The organism is Microcoleus sp. AT8-B5 (assembly GCF_036705565.1).
Classification (GTDB): domain Bacteria; phylum Cyanobacteriota; class Cyanobacteriia; order Cyanobacteriales; family Microcoleaceae; genus Microcoleus.
The window spans coordinates 1-11352 of the sequence record NZ_JAUBUY010000090.1 but is presented as its reverse complement, the minus strand read 5'-3'; the positions used below and the strand labels follow the sequence as shown (position 1 = coordinate 11352).

Annotated in this window: 14 protein-coding genes; 3 read left to right on the top strand and 11 right to left on the bottom strand. The window is 45.4% G+C overall.

Going from position 1 to position 11352, the window contains the following annotated elements; genetic code table 11:
- Positions 1-40: 40 nt before the first annotated feature.
- The 6 genes from QUB39_RS29790 to radA form a co-directional block, all read right to left on the bottom strand.
- The gene (locus QUB39_RS29790; protein ID WP_333212763.1) at positions 41-187 is read right to left on the bottom strand and encodes a hypothetical protein; all 147 of its coding nucleotides are present in this window, start codon (positions 185-187) and stop codon (positions 41-43) included.
- Between the two features lie 3 nt (positions 188-190).
- On the bottom strand, positions 191-412 hold the full coding sequence (locus QUB39_RS29785; protein WP_172184599.1) for a hypothetical protein: 222 nt from the start codon (positions 410-412) through the stop codon (positions 191-193).
- A 42-nt stretch (positions 413-454) separates the two neighbouring features.
- Positions 455-694, bottom strand: coding sequence for a DUF2283 domain-containing protein (locus tag QUB39_RS29780; RefSeq protein WP_333054552.1), 240 nt, complete (start codon positions 692-694; stop codon positions 455-457).
- A 46-nt stretch (positions 695-740) separates the two neighbouring features.
- The gene (locus QUB39_RS29775) at positions 741-959 is read right to left on the bottom strand and encodes a hypothetical protein (RefSeq protein ID WP_333054553.1); all 219 of its coding nucleotides are present in this window, start codon (positions 957-959) and stop codon (positions 741-743) included.
- Positions 960-1070: 111 nt separating this feature from the next.
- Entirely contained in the window at positions 1071-1307 is a 237-nt protein-coding gene (locus QUB39_RS29770; RefSeq protein WP_333212761.1) for a type II toxin-antitoxin system prevent-host-death family antitoxin, read from the bottom strand.
- Positions 1308-1352: 45 nt separating this feature from the next.
- A complete protein-coding gene (gene radA / locus QUB39_RS29765) occupies positions 1353-2909 on the bottom strand; it encodes a DNA repair protein RadA (RefSeq protein WP_333212759.1) in 1557 nt (518 codons plus the stop codon).
- Between the two features lie 164 nt (positions 2910-3073).
- Between radA and rpaB the strand changes: the two genes are divergently transcribed.
- Both rpaB and QUB39_RS29755 read left to right on the top strand, forming a co-directional pair.
- Complete coding sequence (gene rpaB / locus QUB39_RS29760) at positions 3074-3805, top strand: response regulator transcription factor RpaB (RefSeq protein ID WP_071587789.1); 732 nt, start codon at positions 3074-3076, stop codon at positions 3803-3805.
- Positions 3806-3902: 97 nt separating this feature from the next.
- Positions 3903-4544 (top strand): cofactor assembly of complex C subunit B, encoded by a 642-nt coding sequence (locus tag QUB39_RS29755; RefSeq protein ID WP_333058142.1) that lies wholly within the window; start codon positions 3903-3905, stop codon positions 4542-4544.
- A 182-nt stretch (positions 4545-4726) separates the two neighbouring features.
- Here the strand turns inward: QUB39_RS29755 and QUB39_RS29750 are convergent, their stop codons facing one another.
- The 5 genes from QUB39_RS29750 to rfbB all read right to left on the bottom strand — a co-directional run bounded on the left by QUB39_RS29750 (position 4727) and on the right by rfbB (position 10164).
- Positions 4727-5899 (bottom strand): transposase, encoded by a 1173-nt coding sequence (locus tag QUB39_RS29750; protein WP_333058143.1) that lies wholly within the window; start codon positions 5897-5899, stop codon positions 4727-4729.
- A gap of 395 nt (positions 5900-6294) precedes the next feature.
- Positions 6295-6972, bottom strand: a complete 678-nt coding sequence (gene hpsJ-A, locus QUB39_RS29745) for an HpsJ-like protein, cyanoexosortase A-associated (RefSeq protein WP_333058144.1) — start codon at positions 6970-6972, stop codon at positions 6295-6297.
- 178 nt (positions 6973-7150) lie between these two features.
- Positions 7151-7819, bottom strand: a complete 669-nt coding sequence (locus QUB39_RS29740; RefSeq protein WP_333058145.1) for a cyanoexosortase A system-associated protein — start codon at positions 7817-7819, stop codon at positions 7151-7153.
- Entirely contained in the window at positions 7819-8670 is an 852-nt protein-coding gene (gene crtA / locus QUB39_RS29735; RefSeq protein ID WP_333058146.1) for a cyanoexosortase A, read from the bottom strand. Before crtA ends, QUB39_RS29740 begins: the two co-directional genes overlap by 1 nt.
- A gap of 387 nt (positions 8671-9057) precedes the next feature.
- The gene (gene rfbB, locus QUB39_RS29730) at positions 9058-10164 is read right to left on the bottom strand and encodes a dTDP-glucose 4,6-dehydratase (protein ID WP_333058147.1); all 1107 of its coding nucleotides are present in this window, start codon (positions 10162-10164) and stop codon (positions 9058-9060) included.
- 357 nt (positions 10165-10521) lie between these two features.
- Between rfbB and QUB39_RS29725 the strand changes: the two genes are divergently transcribed.
- Positions 10522-11064, top strand: coding sequence for a hypothetical protein (locus QUB39_RS29725; protein ID WP_333058148.1), 543 nt, complete (start codon positions 10522-10524; stop codon positions 11062-11064).
- Positions 11065-11352: the final 288 nt, after the last annotated feature.

Sequence of the window (11352 nt, the reverse complement as noted above, 5' to 3'; positions counted from 1 at the left end):
ATGCTTTCATTAGCTTTGATTACATAATGATATTTCATTATTATTGATTGTACCTCATAACAGCGAAAACCGCTGTATCTTCATCTCCTGCATCCAAAAGTACCAGCACAGGACGGAGTTTTGATGTTGTTACATCGGCAAACGGTAGTGCCAGTAAGAGAACTTCTCCTGATTGATAATTGGGCATATTTCAAATATTGTCGTAGATAGCATCTTCCTCGCTGTAACCAGCCAATAATTGCTCAGCAGCAAGGATCTGCCAAGCAGCGTTTTCCTCTTCTGTGTCAGTTGGTTCTTGCACCAGAACAATAACTCGGACTTCTTGGTTAGCTGCCAAGTATTTTAAGAGAGTATCGGGAAATTCTATTTTCCCTTCATCTGTGACTTTTGCTGGAAACTCGTAGGCTTTCATGGTAGGTTTTAATCTGTATTGAACTTAATTTTATTAAGACAGTTATAGTGCGAGTTTAATCTCAGAATAATCTCCCAAAGCTTCGTTGATTACAATCAGTTTTCCTTGACTATCTGCCCCTAATTGTTGATTTGCATTGAGTAATTCAATTCCATAAATAGTACCGTCTGGGGCAATATCCACATTCATTTGCTCCCTAACCTGGATAGTTTTTACCTGTGCGGTTTTTTCTTGCAGGTATATATAAGCTAGGTTGTATCTCGGATCGTAACTCAGTTTCACGGGAACCTCCTGCTCAAAAGAATTTGACAATTACAGTGATAATCATCTAGTCTTCGCCTTCTGACGCTGCGATCGCCTCCACTTTCTTAATAGCATAAACTTTTCCCTGCCACTCAGCATTGAAGGAAAAGTTGCGCCTAAATCCGGTTCTGCCAAATTGAGCCGGAAAAGTTGTGCCACTTTCAACAGTAGCAATTACTTCTGCCTCAGTTGCACCTCGCTCAATCAATCGTGCTTGAGCATGGGGATGTAATCTAACGCTCACGTTGCTATTACCTCCTTTTTGCCTCTTTATTTTTGCACTAACTTAATTCACCACACTCGTGCGATCATCGCATAAGCATCAAAATAAAGGCATGAGTGTCCAACAACAACCTCATTCCATGTACTCCTTAAACTCTTCTAGCGGTTCGTCAAAATCATCGGACATCCAAACCATTCCTTTGGCACTTCCTGCTTTGGATGACCAGCGCTTCTTATTAGCTGGCGGTATTCCTACCAATTTTACAACAGGCTGGTTATCTTGAGTAATCGCAATTTCTTCGTCTCTCATCGCCGCTTCGATTAATTCCAGAAGCTTTTCTTTGGCCTCAATAATGTCTACTTGATACATAATTCGTGCCTCCTTACTATCAATTTATAACATCACAATTCTAACTCAATTAAACAAATCCTCTTCCTCCAAATCAACAGACTGTAATTCCATATCAGCCGACTGCAACTGAGCGGGAGTAGCCGGAATCGCCGCAATAATGGCATCGATTACCTTAGCCACCGGAATAATCTCCATTCCTAACTCTGGCACCGGTTGATTCTTAGGAATAATCGCCCTTTTGAAACCCAATTTCGCAGCTTCTCTCAGCCGCAACTCTAATTGGGAAACCGGCCGCACCTGTCCCCCCAAACCCACTTCCCCAAGCAAAACAGTGCGTGCATCAACCACCCGATCGCGAAAACTGGCCACAACGGCGATCGCAACTGCCAAATCCGCCGCTGGTTCGTCCACCTTCAACCCGCCCACCGTCGCCAAAATCACATCTAATTTAGATAAAGGAATCCCCACCCTTTTCTCCAAAACAGCTAAAATTTGCTGCAATCTACCATTGTCCACACCAGTAGTAGTACGGCGCGGCGAACCGAAACTTGCAGGGCTGACTAGCGCCTGAATTTCTACTAAAATAGGTCGAGTTCCTTCGCAAGTAACAGTCGTCGAAGTACCGGGCGAAAATTCATCTCTATTCCCTAAAAATAACTCCGACGGATTATCTACTTCTCGCAAACCGTTGGCTACCATTTCAAAAACACCAATTTCGTGAGTAGCGCCAAAACGGTTTTTCATCGATCGCAAAAGTCGATGAGAAGCAAAGCGATCGCCCTCAAAATACAGTACAGTATCTACCAAATGTTCCAAAACCCTCGGCCCGGCCAAAGCTCCATCTTTCGTAACGTGACCGACAATAAATAAAGTAATATTTTCCCTTTTCGCCACCTGCATCAAAGCAGACGTACATTCCCGCACCTGAGCCACCGAACCGGGCGCCGATGTTAAACTAGCAAAATAAATAGTTTGGATGCTGTCAATCACCGCCACATTCGGTTTCAGCGCTTCCAACTCCCGCAAAACAACTTCTAAATCCGTCTCTGGAAGCAAGTAGAAATTCTCCGCTGAATTGTCCTCCGAATCCTTTTTAGCTTCCCCGTTACTGCCAGATTTATGCCCGCCGTTGCTTGACAATTCAACCGGATTAGCCACGCCCAAACGCTGCGATCGCAACTTCACCTGCTGGCCGGACTCCTCCGCACTGACATACAGTATCCGATCCTTGCGGGCCAACATATTCGCCACCTGCAACAGCAGCGTCGATTTCCCGATTCCCGGTTCCCCCCCAATCAACACCAGCGATCCCGGCACAATCCCGCCTCCCAAAACTCGATCGAGTTCCCCGTAACCAGAAGGCCACCGAGACTGAGTTTGGTCAGCAATCTGCGATAATCTGAAAGATACCCTTGGTTGACCCTTCGACTTATCAGGGGGCGAACCGCCCACTGTCTTAGTTGTCACCCCAGTTAAACCAGCCCGCGGCACACCAGCAGTAGGTTGTTCTAACTGCTCGTCAAAAGAATCCCACTTCTGACAGCTAGGACATCTGCCAAAATATTGTGGTGAATCATACCCGCATTCCCGACAAATATATTGTATTCGAGGCTTAGGCATTGTTTACTATGATAAATAGTCACCCTAACATTTAGAAAAGTCTGATTTAAAGCAATTATCAAGCTTTCAGACCGATCGCCGCCCATGATTCAATTTGTGTCCTCTATGATAGGGTACAAAAAAATAACATTATCTGAAATGTAACTTAAGGAGTGCTCGGTAACTTGGAAAACCATAAAGAAAAAATTCTGGTAGTCGATGACGAAGCCAGTATCCGTCGCATTCTGGAGACTCGCCTTTCCATGATTGGCTACGATGTCGTCACCGCTGCTGACGGCGAAGAAGCTCTCGAAACATTTCGCAACACCGAACCCGACTTAGTGGTTTTGGACGTGATGATGCCGAAGCTAGACGGTTACGGCGTCTGTCAGGAGTTGCGAAAAGAGTCAGACGTGCCTATCATCATGCTAACTGCTTTGGGAGACGTAGCCGATCGCATCACCGGTTTAGAATTGGGCGCCGACGATTACGTCGTCAAACCCTTCTCTCCCAAAGAACTAGAAGCCCGTATCCGTTCGGTATTGCGCCGGGTAGACAAAAACGGCGCATCGGGAATTCCCAGTTCTGGAGTCATCCACGTCACCAACATTAGGATTGACACCAACAAGCGCCAAGTTTACAAAGGCGACGAGCGAATTCGCCTCACGGGCATGGAATTCAGCCTGTTAGAACTGCTTGTCAGCCGTTCTGGAGAGCCTTTTTCGCGATCGGAAATTTTGCAGGAAGTCTGGGGATACACGCCAGAACGCCACGTAGACACCCGCGTAGTGGACGTTCACATCTCGCGGCTGAGGGCAAAGTTGGAAGACGACCCCAGCAATCCCGAATTAATTCTCACCGCCCGCGGCACCGGCTATCTCTTCCAGCGAATTGTCGAAATTGGGGAAGTAGGATAAAGTCAGTTGGCAGTTGGCAGTTGGCATTACTTAAATTACCAACTACCAATTACCAATGACTAATGACTAATGACTAATGACTAATGACTAATGACTAATGACTAAATCTGATCCCAATAAAGTTTTGCGGCAATTGCCCTTAGTTGCAGGAGGGTTAGCAGGTACGCTGCTAATGGTAAACCGATTGCTGACAGAGCAAATTACAGATTCTCAAGCTCGATCGGACGCTTTGGGAGTAATTATCAGCGCTCTGCTGATTTTAACAGGTTTGCTGTGGCAGCAGGTGCAAGCGCGATCGCCCGATTCCGTAAAACTTATCGGCGAAGAAGGTTTTGAATTTGCGCCGGATTTGCCGGATGCTGTGAAAATAGAATTAGCCTGGGCGTCGCGTTTGCTGTTGACAAATACCGCCACAAGGTCGATCGTAATTGTGTATCAAGGAAAAGTCCTATTGCGGCGCGGTATTTTAGGCATCAATCCCGAAGTCAAACCGGGGCCGATTTTGCAGCGAGTGCTCGACAAAAATAAACCAGTTTATTTAGTAAATCTCAATATTTATCCCGGCAAAATTGAATTTGACTATTTGCCAGAAAATACTCAAGGAGTCATCTGTCAACCCATCGGCACCCAAGGCGTTTTAATCTTAGGCGCTAACGCGCCCCGCAGCTATACAAAACAAGATGAAAACTGGGTAGAAGGCATTGCCGACAAACTAGAAAATACCATCAATCGATTTTAGATTTTAGATTTTAGATTTTAGATTGTGGATTTTAGATTTTAGATTGTGGATTTTAGACTTGAGATTGTGGATTTGAGATTTTAGATTTTAGATTTGAGATTGTCGATTGCACAATGCCAGCACTTTGACACTCCTCGACTATCAGGTACGAGGATTCTTCCTTCACCGGGATTCCGACGAATTTACTTGCAAGAAAGCATCTTGACCGTATGCCCTACGGCTGCAAGTCCTCTAATAAGAACTACTTGAGCTGCTGCAATATCCCTATCAGTTGTGTAGTTACAACTTGAGCAGGTGTGGGTGCGCTCTGACAATTCTTTTTTGCCCGTTTCTACACCACAACTAGGACAAATCTGACTTGTTTTATGAGTGCTTACTTTCTGGAAGTACACGCCATGCTTAAAACAGGTTTGCTCTAATATTGTGAAGAACTGACCCCAGCTTGCCTCTAAGCAATGTTTACCTAGTATTGCTCTAGACAATCCTACTAGGTTCAAGTCCTCAACAAATATCATCCCCACATCTTTACAGAGTTGGTGAGACAATTTCCAGTGCCAGTCTTGGCGACAGTTTGCAATGTCCTCGTGCAGTTGAGAAACTTTCTTCTGAGCCTTTTTCCAATTATTTGAGCCTAACTTTTTCCGACTGACGCGCTGTTGCAGCAATTTAAGCTTGCGTTCGGCCTCAACAAAAAACTTTTGGCGCTTGACTAAAAGACCGTTAGAAGTTGCTATGAAATTAGTTAAGCCAACATCAATCCCAATCCCCTCGCCGTGTGGCATAACCGACGGCACTGACACGTCCCATTGTAGGGTTAGCATTACATACCAACCGCTGGCTCTCTTGACGATTCTGGCTTGTTTGATAGTTGCCCCATCAGGAATAGGACGCGATTGGTGAAGTTTAACCAATCCAATCTTGGGTAATTTTACTTTTCCATTCTGAACCGGATCAACCCCCAATTGAGGGAAGACAAAAGACCGCATTGTTCCCGCTTTTTTAAAGCGAGGAAAACCGTGCTTTTGTTCCCACATACTGACAAACGCTTTTTCAAGCCGTCTCAATGTTTGTTGCAAAACGTGTACGGCAACGGCACCCAAAGCCGATATACTTGCCCTGGCTGCGGTTAAGTTCTTGCACTGACTAGCATAAGTTGGTCGTTTTGTTTCGGCCCCAATAATAAATTCAGAGCGGATAGAGCAAGCGTTAACCTGGCAACTACGAGAATGAAACCAATGCTTGCGCTCTGCCAGCGCGTAGTTATAAACGCGACGACACTGTTCCAGCCAATCTTCAAAAATGGCTGCTTGCGCTGGCGTTGGTCTTAATTTGTACTCGTAGGTTAAGTTAAACACTTGCTCTATCCTCCTACTCTGATTATACAGTCGTGAAGAAAGGCCGGAACGCTTATTCACAAGTTTTAACTAAAGTCGCCCTAAAAGGGCGAGGCTTGTACCCAGTTTCTTGGTCAAGGTGCGTTCCTCTTCGAGGGCTGCGCTAACAAGCGATTTGCCTCATTCTCGGTGTTGGCTATCGGCAATAAACAAGATTTATTACCGATAATATCTTTTGAAAAGAAGAAGAGGGAGCGCTGCCCCCAACGAAATTTCCAGGGTTTGAGGGTCTTTTTAACCACCAAGACGCGGGCTGCGTGTACAGGGCAGGGCGCACCTTAGTCCTCAACAAGTCTCTCCGGGTGCGCTAGGCGCACCTTACTAGCTCAAAACTCGCAACTCAAAACTCAAAACTACTAGCGAGCCCAGTCAGTACCGCGCCACAGCGTAAAAAACAAAACACTAGAAATCAGCGCGCCCAGCAGCCACTTAATCGCATTTTTAAATAACCCCAAGCGCTGACTTTGCTGAACCGCAGCACTTTGCGTCTGTAACCGTTCCTTAGCCGGAGTAATTCTCGAAAGAATTTGCTCTTTCAATTGCTGTGGGTTTTGCGTATCCGCTTGTACCCCCAAACGGGTAAGTTCCCCCGCCAAATTCCTTAAATCTTCAGGACTACCCTTATTCAGCCGTTCTTCCACCTGCTGCAACTGAGCTAATTGTTGGTTTGCTTGAGTAGTAATTTGCTGGTTGTTTTGATTGTTGACGTAGATAGTGCCAAAAATTCCCAAAGGTAGCATCAACAGAAAAACCAGACCTAGCAGCAGACAAACCCAAGACAAAACCTTCAAAAAAAGGTCTTCCAAACCTCGGCGTTCGTATCCTTCGCCAAAAAATATCAGCGCCATTGCCAGTAAAGGAACTGGCACCCGTTCCACTACAGCCCCAATCGTTTGCAATTCCCAGAGGCGATTGCCAAAATTGGCTGGTATAAGAACTGCAATCGTATCTAATACAGACAAAATTAATAGACCGTAGCCAATCCAACGCAGTCTGTAGATAGAAAAACCTTGTTCGCCTTGTAAGTCATTCATAAAATAATCAGAGTTGTTGTTAAGAAAAATCTCTCTTGACGCCGCCCAATAACGGATACAATCCCCCGACCAAAGTCGTGGATAGTCAAACATTTTAGACTCTTGTTCAAGCTTCCAGATTCACCTGTGGATTAAATCTAAAAGCTAAAAGCTAAAAGCTAAAATCGACTGAATCGAGTCAAGGTTCGGGGAATCGCGGCTGCCACCACTCATACCAAGAAACCCAAGCATTCTCTAGAATTTTTTTGGCATCTTCTGGATTTGTTTTATCCAAAGGCACAGACATCTGAGTCCACAAACAGCGCCGGTCTTGAATATTTCCCCTACCCAACAACCAAAACAGAATACGGTTTGGCTGCCAATCTCGAGTATTTCGATTATATCTAAACTGTTGGGAAGTTACTGTAGCACTGCCATTAGGATTGATACACGAACTCAAATACAGTCGATTTTGCTGTTGCAAAATTCCGTGAAACCCTGCGCCTTGAGTGTTTGCCAATGCTAGTTTACCAGGAGACGACTTGAGAACAGTATGTCCCCTCATCATACCTTCCACATCCCCAATGGTGTCTACTGCATAGCGCATCTCTATTTCTAGAGCCATGCTATTTTTTTGATATTCATATTTCCTGGCAGCTTTGAATTCTGAATTTTCCTTGATTTCCAGAAGCGCGCTCTTGTTTAGTTTCCAATCGGCTAGAGGCACCGACTCGGGAAACTCAAACGGGGTTGCCACATTCTTGCCGTCCGATGGATAGAAAACCAACTTTCCGGCAACCAACAAAACCCCTCCCAAAGTAACAGCCAACAGGGAAAGCCTAAGTGGTTTCCAAGAGGTAATAGCCATTAGCAATTCTGTCCTTCCTGATTTGGGGGTTGGTTTTTCAAAATTGCAAACCAACAGAATAACCCGAAAATAAATACAGCAATCATCGAAAATATTACCGAACCATTTCCTTCGTGCCAGTATTTAAATGCTTCGGGTTGAGATAGCGATACCAGCACGGCCAGGAGACCAACTCGCGCGGCATTCACTACAAATGCAGTAATTATTGCCACGAATGGCAATACCATTTTCTGACCCGTAGTGGTAGGAAACATCAGTAAGAAAACCAGAGCTAGTCCTAACAATTGTAGCATCGCATTCACCCCGGAACAGCCGTGATTCACTTCCACGCTTCCCTTTTCTAGGATTAGAAAAACCCCTTTCCGCACTACTTCAAATCCTACATAGTGCAGGATGAAAGCTGAAAATTTAGCTGTTAATTTTGGAACATCAACAAATACTCCGATCAATCCGGGAGGAATAGCTGTATACGCAAGAATTAGAAGTTCCTGCCAATATTGTTTCAGTCCTTTTGTGCCGGAAGCCAGCAAGGCGAGACTGATTCCAGACAAAAAAGGCGTTGCTCGGATAAAAAAGTCGTATCCCGATATCGACGAACTTTTGAGCAATATTAAAGCAATTAACGCTGTCCCAAAAAAGCTGGCGAAAATTCCGCTTTCAAAATTTAAAGACTCGTGCCTTTCCCAAATTAGAAATGCTACGACTCCCCAAAACAGTAACATTGTACCGAACAGGTCAGTGTCGTTTGTTCGGGAAGTCAGAGTTAGGTGTATGGCAATCAAACCGGAGGCGATGCCTAACAGCCAGTATTTAGGTTCTTGGATGTGCTTGAGCGAGTTTATTTCGGTCATTGCTGCTTTTTGTTTTTCCTAAAAGCTTCTAAAATGCTTAAGCTTGTAACTCTATTAAAATTATCAGCTACAAACACTTAAATTTATGCGTTTGGGATGATTTTTCACTAAATCTTCACAAAGATTGACAAGAGCAAATATGTGTGATATCTACCTTCACCTAATTAAATCTGAAGTTAGGAGCAAAGACAAAAGAAAACAGGTTTTTTAACTCAGATCGATCGCACTCCACGAAAGATTTTCCTTTCTCTAACCCGGTTTATGCGGCGAGAGTTTAAATGTAAAGCTTGAAGGCAAGACAGAAACCTTTGTTGGACGCACTCTTGAGCTGGAAAACCAGTTTTTTACTGGTTCTGGTTTTTTGTAGCCGGTGCGTCCAGGAGGAGATTAGTTAGAGTAGACTTTCCGGTAGTAAGTTTGATATTCCTCCGAAAGCAGGGGTTCCCACCACTCCCGATGGGCTAGGTACCATTCTACAGTCTGTCGCAAACCTTCTTCAACGGTTACTGAGGGAGTCCAACCTAACTCTGTTTTAATTTTGGTGGCATCAATAGCATAACGCCGATCGTGCCCGGCTCTGTCTTTGACAAATGCGATCAATTGTTCGCAAGGACGGGCGGGTAAATCAGAAGCTAATTCGTCCATTAGCTGACACAGCATTTTCACTAAATCGAGATTTTTTACCTCGTTGTTGCCGCCAACATTGTAGGTTTCCCCAGGCTGACCACGGTGAATAACGACATCTAAAGCGCGGCAGTGGTCGAGAACGTACAGCCAATCTCGCACGTTTTGACCGTCGCCGTATACTGGCAGCGGTTTGCCCAATAACATATTGATGCACATTAATGGAATGAGCTTTTCTGGGAAGTGATAGGGGCCGTAATTGTTGGAACAGTTGGTGATAATTGTCGGGACGCCGTAGGTGTGGAAATAGGCGCGGGCGAGGTGGTCGCTACCAGCTTTGGAGGCTGAGTAGGGACTGTTGGGCGAGTAGGCCGTTGTTTCTGTGAAGGCTGGGTCATCGGGGCTGAGACTGCCGTAAACTTCGTCGGTAGAAACGTGGAGGAAGCGCATTTGGGTTTTGAGAGATGCCTCATCAATGGCTTCAAAATGCTTGCGGAAGGCTTCTAAAAGTGTGAAGGTTCCGACAACGTTGGTTTGAACAAAGGCGGCAGGCCCGATAATTGACCTGTCAACGTGGGATTCTGCGGCAAAGTGGGCGACTGTGGTGATGTTTTCTTCTTTGAGCAAGGTATCGACTAAGGTACGATCGCAAATATCCCCCTGCACAAATCGAAAATTTTCGCCTCCTTCCAAAGTTGCCAGGGTTTTTCTGTTTCCGGCGTAGGTTAAAGCATCGAGTACCACTACTCGATCGCCCGGATAGCTGCTGCACCAGTGATGCACAAAATTCGAGCCGATAAATCCAGCCCCGCCCGTCACCAACAATCGGCGAGGAGCTCGGTCAATGCCTTGATTCGCGCTGTCTGTCATAAAAATAAGAGTTTTTCCAATAACTAAGCCTTTACAAAAGTAGCCTTAAAAGTAGTTTGTCACCAAGTGTTTGCCGCTCTGTAATTAAAATTTCTACTGTCTCACCTCAGATTTTCTAATTTGGGCGCGATCCAAGTATGGGTTCACAAAACTTGAACTTCCACCGATCTGTTCGCCCAAATGCTTACATAATAACCATTCCAGTTTTTTAAGCGGGCAATTTTAAATTTGAAGTGCGTGAGGCTATAGCTGACTTTTGCGATCGATCCGCGATATGGACGGCGCGCAGAGTTGATAGATTTGTAAAGAGCTGTTACCATTAATTTTTTAATTATCCTTTACAATCTCCCAAGCATCATGAAGAAGTTTCAAGTGTTAGCTGGCATTGCTTCCGTAGTCGCGATCGCAAGCAGCATCGCCATAGGTGACGCCGCATCTGCTTTCCCCTGTTCCTACAGCAAATCTAGCGCGTCTAAATCTGGTTCTGCGACAACCCTCCTAGGTTCCGGCGGCTCGGAGCGCATTAATCCGTGGAAATCCTACAAAACAGCAGCTATCGGTTTCCTCGGTTTGGCTGGAGTTTTGGGTGGCGGTGCTGCTTACATGAGCTACCGTGCCGGCAAGCGCGCTTCTGCTGCTTGCGCTGCGATGACCGATAATTTTGAAGTTTTTGAAGAGTCGGCTCCGATCGCAGATGCAGGTGTTTCTGGACACTTGGAAGTTCCGGCGTTGCTCGATTTGGCGGCGGCGGGTGCTGTAGCTGAGTCAGCAAATGCGGTTGCAGTCGTTCGCGAACACCCAGAAGCTCCAGGTGGCGAGCTGGATTTGCCGGTTTCGCCAGTTGCTGAGTTGAGTTCTGAAATTGCGATCGAACAAGTCCAAAGCGCGATCGTCAAATAGTTATCTCAAACCAACGTATTCGCTTAGCGCACCTCCAATCTTGCAAGATTGGAGGTTTTTTGAGTCTAAATTATCTACCCTACAATTTCTTGTCATGGCGATCGCGAAGCACTGCAAACAATAGACAGATGAATCGATCGCACCAGTATCATATTCCGGCTCAGCAAACGAGCGCTGAATTAATATCAATTAAAAAAACTCTTGCTACCATCGTAAGGATTCAGGTCTGAAATTCGGGAATGAGGTCAGGCATAGGAAAGTAGTCACAAGAATGGGCATTCATAGCCT

Excerpts from the sequence above, each read along its gene's own strand:
- rfbB (WP_333058147.1), bottom strand. The coding sequence starts at position 10,164 with ATGACAGACAGCGCGAATCAAGGCATTGACCGAGCTCCTCGCCGATTG.
- QUB39_RS29790 (WP_333212763.1), bottom strand. The coding sequence starts at position 187 with ATGCCCAATTATCAATCAGGAGAAGTTCTCTTACTGGCACTACCGTTT.
- QUB39_RS29725 (WP_333058148.1), top strand. The coding sequence starts at position 10,522 with ATGAAGAAGTTTCAAGTGTTAGCTGGCATTGCTTCCGTAGTCGCGATC.
- crtA (WP_333058146.1), bottom strand. The coding sequence starts at position 8,670 with ATGACCGAAATAAACTCGCTCAAGCACATCCAAGAACCTAAATACTGG.
- QUB39_RS29770 (WP_333212761.1), bottom strand. The coding sequence starts at position 1,307 with ATGTATCAAGTAGACATTATTGAGGCCAAAGAAAAGCTTCTGGAATTA.
- radA (WP_333212759.1), bottom strand. The coding sequence starts at position 2,909 with ATGCCTAAGCCTCGAATACAATATATTTGTCGGGAATGCGGGTATGAT.
- QUB39_RS29785 (WP_172184599.1), bottom strand. The coding sequence starts at position 412 with ATGAAAGCCTACGAGTTTCCAGCAAAAGTCACAGATGAAGGGAAAATA.
- hpsJ-A (WP_333058144.1), bottom strand. The coding sequence starts at position 6,972 with ATGAATGACTTACAAGGCGAACAAGGTTTTTCTATCTACAGACTGCGT.
- QUB39_RS29755 (WP_333058142.1), top strand. The coding sequence starts at position 3,903 with ATGACTAAATCTGATCCCAATAAAGTTTTGCGGCAATTGCCCTTAGTT.
- QUB39_RS29740 (WP_333058145.1), bottom strand. The coding sequence starts at position 7,819 with ATGGCTATTACCTCTTGGAAACCACTTAGGCTTTCCCTGTTGGCTGTT.